The organism is Nonomuraea sediminis (genome assembly GCF_018531495.1).
Classification (GTDB): Bacteria; Actinomycetota; Actinomycetes; order Streptosporangiales; family Streptosporangiaceae; genus Nonomuraea; species Nonomuraea sediminis.
Genome location: NZ_JAHDTI010000004.1, coordinates 560,253 through 577,900, shown reverse-complemented (window position 1 = coordinate 577,900; position 17,648 = coordinate 560,253). Strand labels below are relative to the sequence as shown.

General features: G+C 71.0%; 26 protein-coding genes and 1 tRNA gene. 10 read left to right on the top strand and 17 right to left on the bottom strand.

Annotation, left to right across the window (positions count from 1 at the left end; all coding sequences use genetic code 11):
• Nucleotides 1–3: 3 nt before the first annotated feature.
• Genes hemB through KIK09_RS22590 form a run of 3 tightly spaced genes read left to right on the top strand, consistent with a single transcriptional unit; the run spans nucleotide 4 to nucleotide 2,413 of the window.
• Nucleotides 4–1,011, top strand: coding sequence for a porphobilinogen synthase (gene hemB / locus KIK09_RS22600; protein ID WP_250573550.1), 1,008 nt, complete (start codon nucleotides 4–6; stop codon nucleotides 1,009–1,011).
• Nucleotides 1,008–1,958 (top strand): ferrochelatase, encoded by a 951-nt coding sequence (gene hemH, locus KIK09_RS22595; protein WP_214321259.1) that lies wholly within the window; start codon nucleotides 1,008–1,010, stop codon nucleotides 1,956–1,958. The genes hemB and hemH overlap by 4 nt, the downstream gene beginning before the upstream one ends.
• The gene (locus KIK09_RS22590) at nucleotides 1,955–2,413 is read left to right on the top strand and encodes a hypothetical protein (protein ID WP_214321258.1); all 459 of its coding nucleotides are present in this window, start codon (nucleotides 1,955–1,957) and stop codon (nucleotides 2,411–2,413) included. Before hemH ends, KIK09_RS22590 begins: the two co-directional genes overlap by 4 nt.
• 1 nt (nucleotide 2,414) lies before the next feature.
• Here the strand turns inward: KIK09_RS22590 and hemF are convergent, their stop codons facing one another.
• From hemF to KIK09_RS60110, 6 genes are read right to left on the bottom strand one after another with little or no spacing between them, the layout of a single operon-like run.
• Nucleotides 2,415–3,311, bottom strand: a complete 897-nt coding sequence (gene hemF / locus KIK09_RS22585; RefSeq protein WP_214321257.1) for an oxygen-dependent coproporphyrinogen oxidase — start codon at nucleotides 3,309–3,311, stop codon at nucleotides 2,415–2,417.
• Entirely contained in the window at nucleotides 3,308–4,129 is an 822-nt protein-coding gene (gene hemC / locus KIK09_RS22580; RefSeq protein ID WP_214321256.1) for a hydroxymethylbilane synthase, read from the bottom strand. Before hemC ends, hemF begins: the two co-directional genes overlap by 4 nt.
• Nucleotides 4,126–4,299: a hypothetical protein gene (locus KIK09_RS22575; protein ID WP_214321255.1), complete on the bottom strand. Its 174-nt coding sequence runs from the start codon at nucleotides 4,297–4,299 to the stop codon at nucleotides 4,126–4,128. Before KIK09_RS22575 ends, hemC begins: the two co-directional genes overlap by 4 nt.
• 57 nt (nucleotides 4,300–4,356) lie before the next feature.
• Entirely contained in the window at nucleotides 4,357–4,926 is a 570-nt protein-coding gene (locus KIK09_RS22570) for a TetR/AcrR family transcriptional regulator (RefSeq protein ID WP_214321254.1), read from the bottom strand.
• Between the two features lie 45 nt (nucleotides 4,927–4,971).
• Nucleotides 4,972–5,352, bottom strand: coding sequence for a VOC family protein (locus KIK09_RS22565; protein ID WP_214321253.1), 381 nt, complete (start codon nucleotides 5,350–5,352; stop codon nucleotides 4,972–4,974).
• 12 nt (nucleotides 5,353–5,364) lie between these two features.
• Complete coding sequence (locus KIK09_RS60110) at nucleotides 5,365–5,799, bottom strand: Lrp/AsnC family transcriptional regulator (RefSeq protein ID WP_214321252.1); 435 nt, start codon at nucleotides 5,797–5,799, stop codon at nucleotides 5,365–5,367.
• Nucleotides 5,800–5,854: 55 nt separating this feature from the next.
• Between KIK09_RS60110 and KIK09_RS22555 the strand changes: the two genes are divergently transcribed.
• Nucleotides 5,855–6,736: an SMP-30/gluconolactonase/LRE family protein gene (locus KIK09_RS22555; protein WP_214321251.1), complete on the top strand. Its 882-nt coding sequence runs from the start codon at nucleotides 5,855–5,857 to the stop codon at nucleotides 6,734–6,736.
• Between the two features lie 30 nt (nucleotides 6,737–6,766).
• Here KIK09_RS22555 and KIK09_RS22550 read toward each other — a convergent pair whose 3' ends face one another.
• Genes KIK09_RS22550 through KIK09_RS22540 form a run of 3 tightly spaced genes read right to left on the bottom strand, consistent with a single transcriptional unit; the run spans nucleotide 6,767 to nucleotide 7,775 of the window.
• On the bottom strand, nucleotides 6,767–6,985 hold the full coding sequence (locus KIK09_RS22550; RefSeq protein WP_214321250.1) for a dihydrofolate reductase family protein: 219 nt from the start codon (nucleotides 6,983–6,985) through the stop codon (nucleotides 6,767–6,769).
• Complete coding sequence (locus KIK09_RS22545; protein WP_214321249.1) at nucleotides 6,982–7,431, bottom strand: SRPBCC family protein; 450 nt, start codon at nucleotides 7,429–7,431, stop codon at nucleotides 6,982–6,984. The genes KIK09_RS22550 and KIK09_RS22545 overlap by 4 nt, the downstream gene beginning before the upstream one ends.
• The gene (locus KIK09_RS22540; RefSeq protein ID WP_214321248.1) at nucleotides 7,428–7,775 is read right to left on the bottom strand and encodes an ArsR/SmtB family transcription factor; all 348 of its coding nucleotides are present in this window, start codon (nucleotides 7,773–7,775) and stop codon (nucleotides 7,428–7,430) included. Before KIK09_RS22540 ends, KIK09_RS22545 begins: the two co-directional genes overlap by 4 nt.
• A gap of 86 nt (nucleotides 7,776–7,861) precedes the next feature.
• Between KIK09_RS22540 and KIK09_RS22535 the strand changes: the two genes are divergently transcribed.
• Nucleotides 7,862–8,263 (top strand): nuclear transport factor 2 family protein, encoded by a 402-nt coding sequence (locus KIK09_RS22535; protein WP_214321247.1) that lies wholly within the window; start codon nucleotides 7,862–7,864, stop codon nucleotides 8,261–8,263.
• On the opposite strand, the gene KIK09_RS60105 is transcribed toward KIK09_RS22535, so the two are convergent.
• The gene (locus KIK09_RS60105) at nucleotides 8,252–9,190 is read right to left on the bottom strand and encodes an Lrp/AsnC family transcriptional regulator (protein WP_214321246.1); all 939 of its coding nucleotides are present in this window, start codon (nucleotides 9,188–9,190) and stop codon (nucleotides 8,252–8,254) included. The two genes, KIK09_RS22535 and KIK09_RS60105, sit on opposite strands and share 12 nt — an antisense overlap.
• 85 nt (nucleotides 9,191–9,275) lie before the next feature.
• Between KIK09_RS60105 and KIK09_RS22525 the strand changes: the two genes are divergently transcribed.
• From KIK09_RS22525 to KIK09_RS22515, 3 genes are read left to right on the top strand one after another with little or no spacing between them, the layout of a single operon-like run.
• Nucleotides 9,276–10,121 carry an NAD(P)H-binding protein gene (locus KIK09_RS22525; RefSeq protein WP_214321245.1) on the top strand — a complete coding sequence of 282 codons (846 nt, stop codon included), beginning with the start codon at nucleotides 9,276–9,278 and terminating at the stop codon, nucleotides 10,119–10,121.
• Nucleotides 10,121–10,537 carry a helix-turn-helix transcriptional regulator gene (locus tag KIK09_RS22520; protein ID WP_214321652.1) on the top strand — a complete coding sequence of 139 codons (417 nt, stop codon included), beginning with the start codon at nucleotides 10,121–10,123 and terminating at the stop codon, nucleotides 10,535–10,537. Before KIK09_RS22525 ends, KIK09_RS22520 begins: the two co-directional genes overlap by 1 nt.
• A gap of 9 nt (nucleotides 10,538–10,546) precedes the next feature.
• Complete coding sequence (locus tag KIK09_RS22515; protein ID WP_214321244.1) at nucleotides 10,547–10,957, top strand: VOC family protein; 411 nt, start codon at nucleotides 10,547–10,549, stop codon at nucleotides 10,955–10,957.
• A 15-nt stretch (nucleotides 10,958–10,972) separates the two neighbouring features.
• On the opposite strand, the gene KIK09_RS22510 is transcribed toward KIK09_RS22515, so the two are convergent.
• The 3 genes from KIK09_RS22510 to KIK09_RS22500 are packed head-to-tail and all read right to left on the bottom strand — an operon-like array spanning nucleotide 10,973 to nucleotide 13,288.
• Nucleotides 10,973–12,193, bottom strand: a complete 1,221-nt coding sequence (locus KIK09_RS22510) for a hypothetical protein (protein ID WP_214321243.1) — start codon at nucleotides 12,191–12,193, stop codon at nucleotides 10,973–10,975.
• A gap of 45 nt (nucleotides 12,194–12,238) precedes the next feature.
• Nucleotides 12,239–12,637, bottom strand: a complete 399-nt coding sequence (locus tag KIK09_RS22505) for an ArsR/SmtB family transcription factor (protein WP_214321242.1) — start codon at nucleotides 12,635–12,637, stop codon at nucleotides 12,239–12,241.
• 9 nt (nucleotides 12,638–12,646) lie between these two features.
• Nucleotides 12,647–13,288: a TetR/AcrR family transcriptional regulator gene (locus KIK09_RS22500; RefSeq protein ID WP_214321241.1), complete on the bottom strand. Its 642-nt coding sequence runs from the start codon at nucleotides 13,286–13,288 to the stop codon at nucleotides 12,647–12,649.
• A 66-nt stretch (nucleotides 13,289–13,354) separates the two neighbouring features.
• Between KIK09_RS22500 and KIK09_RS22495 the strand changes: the two genes are divergently transcribed.
• On the top strand, nucleotides 13,355–14,629 hold the full coding sequence (locus tag KIK09_RS22495; protein WP_214321240.1) for an FAD-dependent oxidoreductase: 1,275 nt from the start codon (nucleotides 13,355–13,357) through the stop codon (nucleotides 14,627–14,629).
• Nucleotides 14,630–14,864: 235 nt separating this feature from the next.
• Here the strand turns inward: KIK09_RS22495 and KIK09_RS22490 are convergent, their stop codons facing one another.
• Complete coding sequence (locus KIK09_RS22490) at nucleotides 14,865–15,251, bottom strand: response regulator transcription factor (RefSeq protein ID WP_308164236.1); 387 nt, start codon at nucleotides 15,249–15,251, stop codon at nucleotides 14,865–14,867.
• Nucleotides 15,252–15,368: 117 nt separating this feature from the next.
• Between KIK09_RS22490 and KIK09_RS22485 the strand changes: the two genes are divergently transcribed.
• Nucleotides 15,369–15,440: transfer RNA gene (locus tag KIK09_RS22485), tRNA-Arg, on the top strand.
• A 216-nt stretch (nucleotides 15,441–15,656) separates the two neighbouring features.
• Here KIK09_RS22485 and KIK09_RS22480 read toward each other — a convergent pair.
• The 3 genes from KIK09_RS22480 to KIK09_RS22470 all read right to left on the bottom strand — a co-directional run bounded on the left by KIK09_RS22480 (nucleotide 15,657) and on the right by KIK09_RS22470 (nucleotide 17,642).
• Nucleotides 15,657–15,842 (bottom strand): hypothetical protein, encoded by a 186-nt coding sequence (locus KIK09_RS22480; RefSeq protein ID WP_214321239.1) that lies wholly within the window; start codon nucleotides 15,840–15,842, stop codon nucleotides 15,657–15,659.
• A gap of 162 nt (nucleotides 15,843–16,004) precedes the next feature.
• Nucleotides 16,005–16,289: a hypothetical protein gene (locus tag KIK09_RS22475; RefSeq protein ID WP_214321238.1), complete on the bottom strand. Its 285-nt coding sequence runs from the start codon at nucleotides 16,287–16,289 to the stop codon at nucleotides 16,005–16,007.
• 138 nt (nucleotides 16,290–16,427) lie between these two features.
• Complete coding sequence (locus tag KIK09_RS22470; protein ID WP_308164235.1) at nucleotides 16,428–17,642, bottom strand: alpha-L-fucosidase; 1,215 nt, start codon at nucleotides 17,640–17,642, stop codon at nucleotides 16,428–16,430.
• Between the last annotated feature and the right edge of the window lie 6 nt (nucleotides 17,643–17,648).

Sequence of the window (17,648 nt, the reverse complement as noted above, 5' to 3'; positions counted from 1 at the left end):
GACATGACAGCCCTCGCGTTGCCGAATTTCATCGAGGGCATGACCATCCGCCCCAGGCGGCTGCGACGGGCCGCCGCGCTGCGCGACCTCGTCGCCGAGCACCGGGTCTCGCCCGGCGACCTCGTGCTGCCGCTGTTCGTCAAGGAAGGCCTCACCGACCCCGTCCCCGTCGCCTCGATGCCGGGCGTCGTCCAGCACACCAGGGACTCGCTGCGCAAGGCCGCCGCCAGGGCAGCCGAGGCGGGCGTGGGCGGGCTGATCCTGTTCGGGATCCCCGCGGCCAAGGACGCCCACGGCTCCGGCGCCGACGACTCCGACGGCGTGGTGCAGCGCTCGCTGCGCGACCTGGTCTCGGACGTCGGCGACGCGTGCGTGATCGTGGCGGACCTGTGCCTGTGCGAGTACACCGACCACGGGCATTGCGGGCTGCTCGCGCCGGACGGCACGGTCGCCGAGGAGGCCACGCTCGACCGCTACCGCTCCGTCGCGGTCAGCCAGGCGGCGGCGGGCGCCCACGTCATCGCGCCGAGCGGGATGATGGACGGCCAGGTCGGCGCCATCCGCGACGCCCTGGACCTGGCCGGGCTGACCGGCACCGCGATCCTGGCCTACTCGGCCAAGTACGCCTCCGCCTTCTACGGCCCGTTCAGGCAGGCGGCGGAGTCGGCGCCCGCCTTCGGCGACAGGTCGGCCTACCAGCAGTCGCCGGCCAACTCCGACGAGGCGCTGCGCGAGGTGGAGCTCGACCTGGCCGAGGGGGCCGACGCCGTCATGGTCAAGCCCGCGCTCGGCTATCTCGACGTGGTCAGGCGGGTCGCGGACGCGGTGCGCGTGCCCGTCGCCGTCTACCAGGTGTCGGGCGAGTACGCGATGGTCGAGGCCGCCGCGGCCAGGGGCTGGCTGGACCGCCGCCGCGCCATCGCCGAGTCGCTGCTGTCGATCCGCCGGGCAGGGGCCGACCTCGTGCTCACCTACTGGGCGGTCGAGGCGGCCGAGGAGCTGCTGCGATGACCACCGGCGTGGTGCTGATGAACATGGGCGGCCCGTGGACGCTCGACGACGTCCGGCCGTTCCTGCGCGCGCTCTTCGCCGACCTGGACATGCTGCCCGCCAAACCGCTGCTGTCCCCGCTGCTCATCAGGGCCCGCCTCGGCCGGGTCACCCGCCAGTACGCCGCCATCGGCGGTGGCTCGCCGCTGCGCCACTGGACCGAGCGCCAGGCCGCGGCCATGGTCGCCGAGCTGGACCGCATCTCGCCCGGCACCGCGCCGCACCGCGCCTACCTGGCCTTCCGCTACGCCGAGCCGCGCAGCGACACCGCGCTCCAGGCGATGCGCGCCGACGGCGTACGGCGGGCCGTCGCCTTCCCCCAGTACCCGCACTACTCGGTCACCACGACCGGGTCGAGCCTGGCGGATCTGTGGCAGGCCGTCGGGCGCAACGGCCTGGAGGACGCCTTCGACTGGACCGTGATCGACCGCTGGCCCACCCATCCCGCCTACGTCGAGGCGCTGGCCGAGGCGGTCGCCGAGGGGCTGGACGGCGACCCGGACACGCACGTGCTGTTCAGCGCGCACTCGCTGCCCGTGCGCACCGTGGAGCAGGGCGACCCGTATCCGCTGGAGATCCGGGCCACGGTCCGGGCGGTGATGGCGCGGCTGGCCGTACCCAATCCGCACTCCCTGGCCTACCAGTCCAGGGTCGGGCCGCTGCGCTGGCTGCGGCCCAGCACGATCGAGACGGTCCAGCACCTGGCGAGGCGGAAGGCCAAGCGGGTGCTGGTGGTGCCGGTGGCCTTCACCTGCGACCACATCGAGACGCTGTCGGAGATCGACATCGAGCTGGCCGAGATCGCCCGGCAAGCCGGCCTGGCCGAGCTGCGCCGCTCCCCCGCGCTGAACGACCGCCCGTCGTTCACCCGTGCCCTGGCACGCATCGTAGAGACGAGGATCGGATGAAGGAGAAGGAAGCCGCTTTCCGGGCCGACATGCGGGACCGGATGCGGCGTTACCTGGAACTGCGCGAGAAGGTGGGCGACCACGAGGCCCGCGAGGAGCTGCTCGAGGGCTACCCCGACCGGCAGCGCGCCTGCATGGACCCCTACCTCACCGAGCACGGCTCCCTGCCGGAGGCGATCAGGCACGTGCTGCCCGTCTTCGAGGAGCTCGGCCTGCAGGAGGAGGTCGTCGACTGCTCGACGAGCGCGCACGAGGTCGCCCTGGTCGTCACCCGCACCTGCCTGTGCAGGGCCGCCGGGGACGACCTCGGGATGACCGATCCGCCGTCGCTGCACTGCGAGCTGTCTGCCGAGGCCACCTCGCGGGCCTACCCCGACATCGACGTCGAGGTGGTGCTGCGGCAGGTGCGCGGCGCGCACGCCTGCGGCCTGCGCTACACGCGGCCCGTCACGTAGGTCAGGTGGTCGCCAGCCCGGCGGGCGAGGCCCAGTCGCGCGGCTTGAGGAAGTCCGCGACCTCGCTCTCCGGGCTGCCCGGCTCCGGCACCAGCTCGAACCCCCAGCGGGCCAGCGGCGGCATCGACATCAGGATCGCCTCGATGTTGCCCCGCGTCTGCAGCCCGAACCTGGTCCCCCTGTCATAGACCAGGTTGAACTCCACGTACCGCCCGCGGCGGGCCAGCTGCCACTCGCGCTGCCGCCCGCCGTACGGCATGCGCACGCGCCTGTCGAGGATGGGCAGGTAGGCCGGGAAGATCGTGGCCAGCCCCGCCTCGACCAGGGCCAGGCAGCGCTCGAACCCGCCGGGCCCCTCCTCGGCGAGCCGGTCGAAGAAGACGCCGCCGATGCCGCGCATCTCGCCCCGGTGCGCGATGGTGAAGTAGTCGTCGCAGGCGCGCTTCCACTCCTCGTACCGCGGGCCGCACCAGGTCTGGAGCGTGCGGTGGAAGTGCACGGCGTCCTCGGCGAAGCCGTACATCGGGGTCAGGTCGCAGCCGCCGCCGAACCACCACGGGGCGCCCTCGACGGCGAAGTAGCGGAAGTTGGCGTGCATGGCCGGCGCGTACGGGTTGAGCGGGTGCGTCACCATCGAGATCCCGGTCGCGACGTACGGCCGGCCCTTCGTGCCGGGGAACGTCTGCGCGATCGTCGCGGGCACCTCACGGCCGTGGACCAGGGAGACGTTCACCCCTGCCCGCTCGAAGACGCGGCCGCCCTCGAGCACGCACGCCCGGCCGCCGCCCAGCTCGCTGCGCGTCCATTCCGACACGCGGAAGCACCCGGCGCCGTCGTACTCCTCGAAGCCCTTGACCAGGCGTGCCTGCTCGGTCAGCAGCAGCTCGTGGACGTTCACCACAGCACCTCCGCCAGCTCCGCGCCCAGCTCGGCCGCGCGAGCCACGGGTCCGCTGACCGACTTGCGCACGACCAGGTCGCCGCGGGCCACCAGGCCGTCGAGCCGGAGCGTCCCTGGGCCGTCGAGCCGTGCCAGCGCGCCGACCGGGGCCGTGCAGCCGGCGTTCAGCGCCGTCAGCAGCGCGCGCTCCGCGGTCACCGTCACCCGGGTAGGCGGGTGGTCGAGGGTGGCGAGCAGCTCCGCCGTACGCTCGTCGTCCTGGCGGCACTCCACCGCCAGCGCGCCCTGCGCGGGCGCGGGCAGCATCACCCGCGGGTCGAGCGGCCTGCCGCGCAGGCCCAGCCTGTCGAGCCCCGCCTTGGCCAGCACGAGCGCGTCCACCCCGCCTTCCTGTAGCTTCCGCAGCCGGGTGTCCACGTTGCCACGTATCGGCACGACCTCGACATCGGCCATTCGCCTGATCTGTACGGCACGCCGCTGCGAACCCGTGCCGACCCGGCATCCCGCCCGCACCTCCCGGCCCACCAGCGCGTCCCTGGGGTCGGCCCGTTCGGGCACGGCCGCCAGCCGTACCCCTGGGAGCGGTGCCGTGGGCAGGTCCTTGAAGGAGTGCACGACGAAGTCGACCTCGCCGGCCAGCAGGGCCAGGCGGAGCGCGGTGACGAAGACGCCGGTGGTGCCGATGCGCTCGATGGGCTCGCTCGACCTGTCGCCGTCGGTGGTGATACCCACCAGCTCGGCCTGGACGGGCAGGCGTGCCGCGACCCAGCGGGACTGGGCCAGGGCCAGCTTGCTCTCGCGGGTTCCGAGCCTCATGGCGCCTCCCGGCACAGCAGGGTCCGGACCACGCGCTGGAGTGTCGCCTCGGTCTCGGCCACGACCCGCGGGTCGAGGCCGGGGACGCGTCTGCGCAGGCGGGCGAGCTCGGCCTCGACGATGTCACCTGCCTGCGCGATCAGGCGTTCTGCAAGGTCCTCTGGGCTCACGCCTGACGGTAACCGGGGATCAGCCACCGAATCACGTCCGCAATTCGGTGGACAGCGTCAGAGGAAGCGTTCGATGAGCAGGGCGACGCGGTCGTCGTGGTGCTCGCGGCGCAGGCGGCCGCTGCGGGTGAGCGTGAGCAGGCCGTGCAGGCCCGCCCAGAACGTCTCCGTGAGCAGCTCCAGCTCCTCCTCCCGCACCAGCGGCCGCAGGCTCTCGCGTAGCTGGGCGAACGCGTCGTGCAGCGCGGGAGGCGCCTCGGGGCTGGCGAACGGCAGGTCGACGGCGTGGATGAACATGGCGTCGTAGAGCGCCGGCCGCCGCTCGGCGAACTCGACGTAGGCCGCTCCCACCTCCGACAGCGCCTGCCGCGGATCGGGCGCCGCGGTGCGCGCCGTACGCAGGGCGTCCGCCATGTCGGCGAAGCCCTCGACGGCGACCGCGGCCATGATGGCGTCCTTGCCGGAGAAGTGGCTGTAGAGGACGGGCTGGCTGTATTCGATCTCGGCCGCGAGGCGGCGCGTGGTGACCGCGTCCCACCCCTCGGCCTCGGCGAGCTCCCGTGCCGCCGTGATGATCAACCGCTCTCGCTCTGCTCGCTCGCGTTCCTTGCGCGTCTGGATCGACATGACCGAAATTCTAGCATCGCTAGCTCCCCTGTCGAGGCTATGTGGTCAGAGGTAGTTGCTCAGCTCGACGAGATTGCCGTCAGGGTCCCGGACGTAGACGCTGGTGATGGGGCCGGTGGCGCCCGTCCGCTCGACCGGCCCCTCCTCGATCGGGACGCCCGCGCGGGACAGGTGGGCGATCACGTCCGCGAGGGGCTCGGCGACGACGAAGCAGAGGTCGGCGCTGCCGGGCGTGGGACGCAGGGCCTTGGGGTCGAACTCGTGGCCCGCCACGTGCAGGTTGATCTTGCTGCGGCCGAACTCCAGCGCCGTGCGCCCACCGCGGAAGGTCGTCACGGTCATCCCCAGCACCCGCGTGTAGAAGCCGACCGTGGCTTCAAGGTCCGCGACCGTGAGGACCAGATGGTCGAGCCGATCAATGCGCATCCCGCAATCCTCTCAAGGTAGGACCGGGCGCTCGAAGAACGTCTCGAGCACCACCACGGCCTCGGTGCCCGTCACCCCGGAGATGTCGTAGATCCGGCGCAGCACGTCCTGCAACTGCTCCGTGGTCGAGGTCCGCACCTTGACCAGCACCGAGGCCGCTCCCGCGATGACGTGCGCCTCCATGATCTCCGGGACGCCCGAGAAGGCGGCACCCGAGTCCCCCATCCACGAGTCCGCGCTGACCAGGACGTAGGCCAGCACTCCCTTGCCCAGCAGGGCAGGGTCCACCTCGACCGTGGTGGCACGGATGACCCCGCGCTCGCGCAGCTTCCTGACCCGCTCGTGCGCCGCGCCTGCCGACAGCCCCACGGCCTGGCCGAGCGCGGCGTACGGCTGGGCAGCGTCCCGCTGCAGCTCAGCTACCAGGCGCCTGTCAATCTCATCCACGATTTGACCGAATCACGTTTGGCATAGCTAGCATAATACCGAAGGAGGTTCAGTCATGGATCGGTTCAAGGCAGAGTTCGAGGTGCTGGACGACAGGTTCGGCTACGACGGCGGCGACGACTACGTGGAGGTGCTGCACCGCGGCAGCCGTAAGACCGAGGGGCCCGTGTACTTCCCCGCCGGCCGCTACCTGGTGTGGAGCGACATCCCCAACGACCGGCTGCTGCGCTGGGACGAGACGACCGGCGCCGTGGGCGTCTTCCGCAACCCCTCGGGCAACGCCAACGGCAACACGCGGGACCGCGAGGGCCGCCTGGTCACCTGCGAGCAGGGCGCCCGCCGGGTGACGCGGACCGAGCACGACGGCCGCGTCACCGTGCTGGCCGACAACTACCAGGGCAAGCGCCTCAACAGCCCCAACGACGTGGTGGTCCGCTCGGACGGGACGGTCTGGTTCACCGACCCGCGCTACGGGATCACCGGCTACTACGAGGGCAGCCCCGCCGAGAGCGAGATCGGCGGCGACCACGTCTACCGGCTCGATCCGGAGACGGGCGAGCTCGCGATCGTCGCCGACGACTTCGTCCGCCCCAACGGGCTGGCCTTCTCCCGGGACGAGAAGCAGCTGTACGTCGTGGACACCAGGAAACGGCACCTGCGGGTCTTCGACGTGACCGCCGAGGGCACGCTGTCGGGCGGGAAGGTGTTCGCCGAGGCCTGGTTCGACGGGATCCGGCTCGACTGCCACGGCCGGGTCTGGGCCGCCGCGCTCGACGGCCTGCACTGCTACGACCCCGACGGCACGCTGATCGCCAAGCTGCTGCTGCCGGAGTCCGCGTCCAACCTGACCTTCGGCGGCGCCAAGCGGAACAACCTGTTCATCACCAACTCCGGCGGCGACCTCTACTCGATCCGGGTGACGTTCGCCGGCGCGTAGGTGGCCAGGATCGCGCCGGTGCTCGCCAGCTCACCGTCGCCGTCGCGCTTGAGCGCGGTGACGGCCTCGATCAGGTCCCCCCTTGAGCAGCGTGGAGTTCTGCCACTCCAGCGGCCCGGTCAGCGTGCGCGAGGCCACGTACTTCGGCTTGCTGCCGAGCGGCTCGGCCAGGTCACGCGCCTCGGGAGAGCTGGGCCCCTGGATGACGCCGTCGAGGCTCATCCACTGGCTCACGGTGATCGTGCTCACGCGCCCGCCTCCGCCACCGCCGCGAGCTTGTCGAGGGTGCCCGCCCAGCCGACGCCGACGTTCGCGGCGATCTCGGGCAGGGCGGCGGCCAGCTCCTCGAGCTGCTCGTGGACCAGGGTGAGCTCGGTGCCGCCCCCTGGCGCCGGGTTCACCGTGATCGTCAGCAGCGAGTCGAAGACCGGCCCCTCGATCCGATCCGGGCCGGCGAACCCCCAGCGGAACACGATGCGCCGATCCTGCTCCTGCTCGAGCACCTCGCACTCGAACCCGCCCGCGTCGCCGTGCCAGATGCTGTAGCGGCTCCGGTCGATCTCCACCCGCGTGACGCTCATCCCCTGGGGCGCCAGCCACTGCCGCACCAGCTCGGGGTCGAGCCAGGCCCGGTACACCCGCTCCGGCGGCGCGGCGATCACGCGCTCGAGCCGGACCGCTGTCGCGTTCGTCATGCTTCCTCCTCATCGTCCTCGGTGGGAGCGGCCACGACGAGCGCCTCCAGGGCATCCAGACGCTCGGTCCAGTACCGCTCGTAGAACCGCAGCCATGCCTCGGCAGCGGCCAGCGGCGCCGGCCGCAGCCGGCACACGTGCCGCCTGCCGATCACGGTCCGCTGGATCAGCCCCGCGCGCTCCAGCACCTTCAGGTGCTTGGACGCGGCCGCCAGTGACATGGACAGCGGCTCGGCCAGCTCCCCCACCGTCAGGTCGCCGGAGGAGAGCCGGTGCACCATCTGCCGCCGCGCTCCATGTGCCAGCGCGTGGAACACCGCGTCCATGGCCACATCTTCAACCATGTGGTTAAGCATTGCGCGGCCCAGGGAGAATCGTCAACCGATTGGTTAAGCTTTTTCTGTCGGTCACGCTGGTTACCGTGTGGCGAGTGACCTTCACCATCGAGGACCGTTTCGCCGTGCACGAGGTGATCGCGATGCACGGGCATCTGTGCGACAGCGGCGAGCTCGACCGGCTGGACCAGGTGTTCACCGACGACGTCGTCTACGACATCTCCGATTTCGGGCAGGAGCCGCTGCACGGCGTGGCGGCCATGGCCGAGGCGGGCAGGGCGCTGGGCGACCTGAACCCCGTCGGCCACCATGTGACGAACGTGGTGCTCACCGACATCGCCGCCGACCGGGTGCGCGCCCGGTCCAAGGGCATCGGCGTCATGGCCGACGGCTCGAGCGGGAGCGTGGTCTACGAGGACACCGTGGTGCGCCTCCCGCAAGGCTGGCGCATCGCCCACCGCCGGATCGTGGCCCGCAGAAAGCCGCTAGGCAAGTGACCCGATGCGCTTGAGCGTGCGCATCACCGGAGCGGTCTCCATGGTCTGGACGGCCTCCAGGGTGGCGACCCGCTCGGTGAGACAGCGGTAGAGGTCGTCGGCGTCGCGGCAGATGACCTCGGCCATCAGGTTCGTGGCCCCGGTGGTGACGCCGACGAACGACACCTCCGGGTGGGTGGCCAGCCGGGCCGCCACGGTGGTCAGCTCGGCCGGCCGTACCGACATCCACAGCCGGGCCTGGGCGCGGTAGCCGAGCGCGCGCGGGTCGAACTCGAGCTGCACCATCAGCGCGCCCGAGCGCCGCAGCTGGTCGAGCCGGCGCCTGACCGTCGACTCCGACCAGCCGGTGACGGCGGCCAGCTCGGCATGGCCGGCGCGCCCGTCGGCGGCCAGCGCGTCGAGCAGCGCGCGGTCGGCCGCCTGCGTGGTGACCTCCAGCTCGGGCACCGGCGTGAAGCGCAGCGCCGCGGCCCGCGACTCCTCCAGGCAGGCCAGCCCCGCCCAGCCGCCGGGGACGGCGAAGCCGCGCAGCAGCGAGTGCGCGCTCAGGTCGAGCACCTTGCCCGTGCGCGGCAGCCGGTCGAGCAGCGGCGTCTCGCCGTCGTCGGGGCGGGCCTGGGTGAAGCAGGAGATCTCGGTGCCGCCGGAGAGCAGGTGCACGTAGAAGGTGTCCGCACGGCGGGCCAGCGCGAGCCCGAGCGCCTGCGAGGCGTCGGGCGTGGTGCGCAGCCGGATCGACCACGAGGTGTAGCCGAGGCGCAGCCCGTCGACGCCGCCCACGACCCTGACGACCCCGGCCGAGCGCAGCTTCCTGTAGCGGCGGGCCACGGTCTGCTCCGACACCTCGAGCACCGCGGCGATCCGGCTGAAGGGAGCCCGCCCGTCGAGCTGCAGCGCGTGCACGATGCCACGGTCGATGGAATCCACCGACCAATCCTAGTGCGATGGAGGAATCCGCCAGCAGAAGCTCTCCGGCTGGCGGGGCTGCTGCCTGGCGGCGAAGCTCGGGCACATGATTCTGGTAACGGGAGCGAGCGGCAACGTCGGCGGCCAGGTGCTGGCCCAGCTGCACGAGGACGGCATCCACGCGCGCGGGATGTCTCGCGTGCCGGCCGGGCCCTGGATGGTGGCCGGCGACCTGGCCGACCTGCGGAGCCTGGAGGAGTGCCTGCGGGGCATGGACGCGGTCTTCCTGATGTGGCCCTTCCACACGGCCGAGCCGATGCCCGCGCTGGTGAAGGTGCTGAGGAAGCACGTCAGCCGCGTGGTGCTGCTGTCGTCGGGCGCGGTCCAGGACGAGCTGGCCCCCGAGCAGCACGACAACCACGTGGGCCGCTCGCACGCCGAGGTCGAGCTGCTGCTGCGGGAGTCGGGCCTGGCCTGGACCGTGCTGCGGCCGAGCACGTTCGCCGCCAACGCGCTGTGGTGGGCGGACCAGATCCGCGCCGGTGACACCGTGGCGGGGCCGTACGGGCAGGTGCGGATGGCGATGCTGCACGAGGCGGACATCGCCGCGGTGGCCGTGCGGGCGCTGACCGAGGAGGGCCACGACCGGCGGTGCCACCGGCTGACGGGGCCGCAGGTGCTGACGCAGGTCGAGCAGGTACGCGTCATCGGGGAGGCGCTGGGGCGGCCGCTGCGCTGGCAGGAGCTGACGCGCGAGGAGGCCAGGCGGCGGCTGCTCGCCGACGGCTCCTTCCCCGACGCGTTCGTGGACGTGCTCCTGGACGGGTACGCGAAGATGCTCGACGAGCCGCCCATCGAGCTCACGGACACCGTCGAGCGGGTCACCGGCAGGCCCGCGCGCACTTTCCGTCAGTGGGTGCTCGACCACGCCTGTGAGATGCTGGGCGGGTGATGCCCGAGGATCTGGTCCGGTTACGGCAGGCCCGCGACCAGATCGACCGCGACTACGCGCAGCCGCTCGACGTGCCCGCGCTGGCGCGCGGCGCGTTCATGTCCTCCGGCCACTTCGCACGCAGCTTCCGCACCGCCTTCGGTGAGACGCCCTACAGCTACCTGATGACGCGGCGCATCGAGCGGGCCAAGGCGCTGCTGCGGCGCGGCGATCTGAGCGTGACCGACGTCTGCTTCGAGGTCGGCTGTTCCTCGCTCGGCTCGTTCAGCTCCCGCTTCACCGAGCTGGTCGGGGAGACACCCTCCGCCTACCGGGCGCGCGGCCACGAGGACGGAGCGGCGATCCCCGCCTGCTTCGCCAAGATCTTCACCCGACCGGTCAGAAACGGAGAAGCCAGGCCCGCGGGAGGTTCGTAGGCTCCCGGCATGAACCTCAGCCTCTCGCACTGCTTCCTCGCCGTCGACGACCACGACAAGGCGCTCGCCTTCTACCGCGACGTGCTGGGGCTCAAGGTGCGCAACGACGTGCAGTTCGAGGGCATGCGCTGGGTGACGGTCAGCCCTCCGTCGCAGCCCGACCTGGAGATCGTGCTCGAGCCGCCGAGCGCCAACCCGAACGCCTCGGCGGCCGACAGGGAGGCGATCTCGGAGCTGATGGCCAAGGGCATGCTCGGGCGGGCGGTGTTCCAGACCGGCGACTGCGACGCCACCTTCGAGCGCATCCTGACCTCGGGGGCCGAGGTCGTGCAGGAGCCCATGGACCAGCCCTACGGCGTGCGCGACTGCGCCTTCCGCGACCCGGCGGGCAACCTGCTCCGCTTCACCCAGCGCCGCTAGCCGACCGGCGCCACGTCAACCACCGTGCAGGCCGTCCGGGTCGCAGTAGTCGACCTCGTCCGTCGGGTAGAACGTGGCCACGATCAGCTCCCGCTTGAACCGCCCGCCCCTCGGCACGTCCTCGGCCGACACCTCGTAGGCGAACTGCTGCATCGCCCGCAGCCGCTGGCCCGCGATGACGACCGGCATCCGCACCAGGTAGATCGCCCCGAACGGGCAGCAGTAGTAGCTCCCGTACGGCTGGCCGCTTCCGTTCGTGGCGAAGGCGATCGCCCCGCCACGCAGCGCGGCGTCGATCTCCGCCTGGATGCGCAGCGTGGCGGCCGGATCGGGATCGTAGTCCCACATCTCCTTGATCGCCTGGCGGGCGCGCGGGTCGGCCTGCCAGACGTGGCGCTTCTGCGGGTCGGTCAGGCACCACGGGTCGAAGCCCGCCGGGTTCACCTTGGGGACCTGGGCGGGTGGGGCGGCCTGCCGTACACCGGTGTAGGAGGCGGGGGCCTGCCGTACACCGGTGTAGGAGGCGGGGGCCTGCCGTACACCGGTGTAGGAGGCGATCAAGGTGGGCATCGCGATGAGCTGGCCGAGGTGGTAGAAGAGCTCGAGCGCGCGCTGCAGGCGCTGCTCGATGGCCTCGTGCATGCGCGCGCCCGGGTCGGTGTGCAGCAGGCCCTCGGCGTAGTCGGCGGCGGTGGCGGCCTCGGCGGCGAGCTGGCGGAGCCGCTGCAGGCTCTCGCGGTGCCACATCTCGGCGCGCTCCTCGAAGCCGCCGAGCGCGACCTCGGCGTGCTGGCGGATCGCGCGGGCGGCGGCGAGCATGCCGTTCAGGTGCGGCAGCGGGCAGGGGTTCGCCTCGGCCCACTCGGGCAGGTCGGCCGGGAGGCGCAGCTCCTTGTCGACCTGGTAGGCGGGGTTGCCCGCGGACTGCCTGGCTCGCGAGACCCAGCCCTCCACCTGGGCGAAGCAGGCGCCGACCTGCCTGGCCGTGACTGGCGGCACGTATCCGGCCGTGCTCGGATCGGCGGCGTAGTCGGCGTCGAGCAGGTGCTCGCCGATCGACTGCAGCACGAAGGCGTTCCACGTGCACAGCCTTCGCGAGGGTAACTGGTCGGCCGCCATTTCGAGCTGTTCGAGCTCGGCGTAGACGAGCCCGCCCGCGCGCCGGTAGGCCTCGAGCTCGTCGGCGCGCACCTCTCCCTTGAGAGCCGCGGCCATCCTGGTCTTCATTGTCGCCATGCGCGTCCTTCCGCCCCGTGATCCGTCTCACGTAGCGTAAGACGATCACCCCTGGCGTTCTGGGTGAATTGCCTGGGTGTGTTCGGTATGTGCCACGGCCAGGTCCAGGAGCATGCGGACGTGGGCGTCGTCGAGGCGGTAGAAGGCCATCCGGCCCGCGCGCCGTACGGACACCACCCGGTGCGCGCGCAGCAGGCGCAGGGCGTGGGACGTGGCGGACTCGCTCAGGCCGCTGACCACGGCCAGGTCGCACACGCAAAGCTCACCCTCGAGCAGCGCGAGCAGCAGCCGCAGGCGGCCGGGATCGGCGAGCAACCCGAAGACGTCGGCCGTGTCCGCCAGGTCGGTCTCGGCAGGCATGCGCGTGCGGACCGCCGCGACCCGCTCGGCGTCGACGACCCTGGTGCTGCAGCTCTCGATCGGGGCCGCGTCTGCTCGCTTCATAAGAAGACCTTACGGTGTGCCCACCAACTGATCGCAGAGTGCTTCGGCGAGCCAGTCGCGGAACTGGGCGGGGGTCCAGCCACGCTGCCGGACCAGCTTGTCGTACAGGCTCGGGTCGTTGTGCAGCCACAGAATGTCGGCCGCGCGCTCCACGCTGAGGCCGGGACGCAGGTCGTCCCGCAGCTTGGCGGCGGGCATCCGCATCGCGTCGAGCCGCTGCCGCTGCAACTCCTCGAACAGGGCGGCGGCGTCGGGATCGACCTGGGCCGCGCCCGCGAGCGCGACGTAGACCGGTGTGATCCGCCCGTCGATCTCGGTCACGAGCGCGGCATAGGCCGTGAGCACCTTGCGCGGATCCGGCTCGGCCTGCAGTGCCCGGATCGCCTCGCGCTGGACCATGGGCTCGGGCGCGTCGTCGCCCGCGATCGCGAAGTCGTAGGCCAGTTTGATCAGCTCGACCTTGCCGCCGACCGAGGTGAAGACCGTCTTGCGGCTCACCCCCGCGGCCTCGGCGACGGCGTCGATCGTCGTCGCGCCGTAGCCGCGCTCGGCGAACAGCGCGGCCGCCGCGTCCACGATCTGCTTCCTGGTACGGCGGGCCTGCTCGGCACGCAGCTGCGAGGTGTAGGCCCTCTTGCGGGGCTCAGCCATTTGGGGTTACCTTCGATGTAACGAATTCTTCTATGGTGAATCGAATTCTAACGGATGGGGGCTGCCATGCGCGTGGCAGTGATCGGTGCGGGTCCGAGCGGACTGACGGCGGCCATGGCGCTGGCCCGGCAGGGGAACGAGGTGATCGTGTTCGACCGCGACCCCGGGCCCGGCGACTCGTGGCGGCGGCGCGGCGTCATGCAGTTCGAGCATCCGCACCTGTTCCGGTCGATGGCGCGCAACCTGCTGCGGGAGCGGCTGCCCGACGTGCTCGACGCGATCGTGGCCGCGGGGGCCGAGCCGTTCGGGGAGGGCGACGGGATGGTGCTGCGGTGCCGGCGCTCCACCTTCGAACGCGCCCTCCGGGCGGCGGCCGTCGCCGAGCCCGGGGTGAGTTTCGTCCACGGCCACGTGGATCGGGTCACTCCCGGGGATCTGGTCTCGTTGACGGTCGACGGCGTCGGCCTGGAGTTCGACCTGGTGGTGGACGCGGCCGGACGTACCAGCCGGGTGACGCGGGCCTTCCGCCCCGCCGCCGAGGGGTGCGACAGCGGGATCGTGGGGGTGTCCAGGAGCTACCGGCTGCTGCCCGGGGCCGCCGCGGGGCCCGTCAACTCTCCCCCTGGCTACGCGATGGGGCACGACGGGTACGCGCTCATCGTCTTCATCCAGGACGACGGCGTCTTCGCCCCGTTGATCGTGCTCCCCAAGGACAACACCGCCGCCCTGTCCGCGCTGCGGCATCCCTCGGCCTTCTCGGCCGCCCTGCGGGCCCACCCCGTGGCCGCGGACTGGATCTCCACCGAACGCGCGGAGCCCATCGGGCCCGTGCGCATCTCGGCCAACCTCTTCAACAGCTACCGCGGCCAGCCCTTCTCTGGCGTGACCCGGGTGCTGTCGATCGGCGACTCCGTCTGCACCACCAACCCGACCGGCGGCCGGGGCGTCTCGCTCGGCATCGCCTCCGCGATCGCCATGACGGACATCGTCGGCTCCTGCCCGCCCTCAGCCTGGGCATGCGCATTGGATGCGTGGTGCGAACGGCACCTGCGGCCGTGGTTCCACGACGCGCTGCTCAACGACGAGGTGATGCGCCGGCAGTGGGCCGGGCTGCCGCTGGAGCTGTCGGGGCCGCTCGCCCCCGACCTCATCCTGCGTGCCGCATCCCAGGACCCCTCGCTACTCCCGGCCGTGATCCCGTACCTGACGATGCACAGCACCTCGGCTGTCCTGGAGCCCGTCAGCGAACGCGCCAGGGAGATCCTGCGGGGCTCCCCCATGCCCGCCCTGCCCGGGCCTTCCTTGGGCACGCTGCTCGGCTCGGAGGCTGCGGCGGCATGACCTCGAGGGCACCCGGACCGTGACCCACCGTGGCCCATCGCCGCCCACCGCCGCCCACCGCCGCCCACCGTGGCCCGCCGCCGCCCGTCGCCGCCCGTCGCCGCCCGTCGCCGCCCGTCGCCGCCCATCGTGGCCTTGAGCACGGCCCTCTGGCCACGCCGTACACGGTCCCCTGAACCGTGCGCCCGCCCTCGGCCGGCGACGGCCAGTCGCGGAACAGCCGGCCGCTGAACGGTCAGTCGCGGGTACGGCCGGCGAGGTCGCGGACCACCTCGATGAGCTCGGCGGGATCGAACGGCTTGGTGAGATAGGCGTCGACGCCGATGCCCAGGCCGCGCCTGCGGTCGTCGTCCTGCGCCCGAGCGGTGATCAGGACGACCTTGATATGGCTGGTCGCCTCCTCGGTACGCAGCCGGTGCGCCGTCACCCACCCGTCCAGGCAGGGCATCATCACATCCAGCGTGACGACGTCGGGCCTGACCACCTGCACGCGTTCCAGGCAGTCCTGCCCGTCGGTGGCGGTCTCGACCTCGAACCCCTCCAAGGTGAGGTTAACCGCGATGAGCTGACGGATGACCTCGTCATCGTCCACGACCAGAACCCTGCCCAACACCTCGCCCACGGCCGCCAAGCTAACCCGTGGCAGGGTGGTCACGCGCGGCTTTCGACGGATGTGTGCCCGGACCTTTATCGTGGTGACGAGTGGTGGCCGAGTACTGATAACCTTGGGGACCGTTGGGCCCCCTTAGCTCAGGGGATAGAGCACCGGCCTCCGGAGCCGGGTGCGTAGGTTCGAATCCTACAGGGGGCACTCACCACCAGCCAGGCCAGACATCGTCTGACCTGGCTTTTTGCTTGTTTTGGCTGGGTTATCGGTCATGTCGGCTCGCGGCGGGTCCAGACGCTGCATGACAGAGGTCACGAGCCATGCGCGAGCAGAGATCAACCTCCCTCGCGACCCCACCCCGCGGTCGCGAGAGCATCCGGGCCGGCCTCGACATCGATCAAGCAGCCGCGAGGGTCGGGTTTAGAAGTCCTTGCACCACATCCACTTACCGTCAATGAGGCAGCGGTGCCAGCCGTCGTCGGCCGGGTTCCACGCGTAGGCGGGGCTGCTCGTCGTCGTACCGACGGCGAACATCGCGGAGCCGGCCAGCAGAACGAGAGCCAGGGCGCGGCGCACTCGTCGGGCCGCGAACATGTTGTTTGTCATGGGGTTCATGGAACATGCGCGGGCTTGGGACTCTCTTGGATCCCAGTTGCGTCATGTTCGCCGTAGTGCGTTCCCGCTCCTCCAGGGTGCCGCGTGGGACCATGGTGGCCGTCAACTGCCGCCGCTGCCTCAGGCAAGCCGGGTGGGAGATCGGAGGTGGCGTTACCCGGACGCTACAACCTCGCCCGCCGTGACCTGGGGAGGGTTCGGGAGCAGGGAGGCGAGCTGATCCCGCACGAAGTCCGCGGCCCTTCTGGTGGATTCCTCGGCTCCAGCTCGATCCTCGTAGACGCTGGTGGAAAGCATCACCCCATCTCCAGCGTCGACCCAGTAGTAAGCCACGAACCCGGGGACCTGGCTGATGAGCGGCACGAAGCCCTCGCTCACCCGGCGTCCCGCCTCGGCGGGATCGGTTACCCCTTCGTATCGCCGTACCGTTGCGTACATGGTTGAACTCCCCCTGGGCTCAAAGATCACTCCGTGCGGGAGGACATACCCCCACCACGCGTCCCCCGACGCCAAGGGACGGCAAATACGACGGAACCATCTCGGGGTCCCCGCGAGTCGTAGAAATTTTCCTACATATCACTCCAGGAAGAGTTCGACGACGGGCACCAGGACGTCGGGGCGTTGCACCGGCAGCTCCAGCGTGAGCGTGCCCGGCGCCTGTCCGCCCATCCGGGTGTTCTGGGCTTCCTGGTCCGGGTCCGTGCTGACGAACCTGATCTCCGAGGCGTCGTTGAGCAACTGCGTGTAGCGCACCTTGCCCGCCAGCCCCGGCAGGTGCACGTGGCGCAGCGGCCAGCTGAACAGGTGCAGGTAGAGCCGGTCGCCGCGGCGGGTGTAGCGGCAGTCGGGCGGGGCGGGATACTCCGCGGGACCGCATCCGCGGATGGAGCGCTCGTGCAGGTCCATCCAGCCGCCGATGTCGGCCAGCAGCGCGGTGGCGCGCGGGTCGATCCGGCCGCGCCCGTCGGGGCCGACGTTGAGCAGCAGGTTGCCACCCTTGGACACGCCGTCGACCAGCATCTTCACCAGCAGGTCTGCGCTCTTGTAGTCGAGGTTGTCGCGGTCGTACCCCCAGCTGCCGTTGAGCGTCTGGCAGGCCTCCCAGAGTCCCGGCATGGGCGCGGAGGGCTGGTACTGCTCAGGGGTGACGAAGTCGCCGGGGATACCGAGCCGGTCATTGACGAGGATGCCGGGCTGCAGTTCGCGCACCATCGCCAGCAGTTCTTTCGATCCCCAGTCCTCGGGGCCCTTTCCGCCCCAGAAATCGCTCCGGCCGGCGTAGGAGAAGTCGAAGAACAGATAGTCGACCGTTCCATAACGGGTCAGCAGTTCCTTGACCTGGCCGTGCAGATATCGCCGGTAAACCGAGATGTCACGCTCGGGAAGGGGTCTGACATCGCGCTGGGGATGGGTCCCGTCCACGGGGAACTCGGGGTGGTGCCAGTCGATCAGCGAGTGGTAGAAGCCCACCTTCAACCCCTCGGCCCGGCACGCCGCCACGAACGGTTCGACCAGGTCACGGGAGGCCTTGTAGTCGGTCAGGTCGCTGTCCCACAGGCAGAAACCGTCGTGGTGCTTGGTGGTCAGCACCACGTATCGCATGCCCGCCGCCTTGGCGGTCCGCGCCCACGCGACGGGGTCGTACAGGTCCGGCGAGAAATGGTCGACATACGGCTGGTATTGCGCGTCGGTCAGTTTCTCCCGCGTCTTCACCCACTCGTGCCGGGCGGCCAGCGAATATGCCCCCCAATGCACGAACATTCCAAAACGATCATTGACGAACCAGTTCACGAAAAA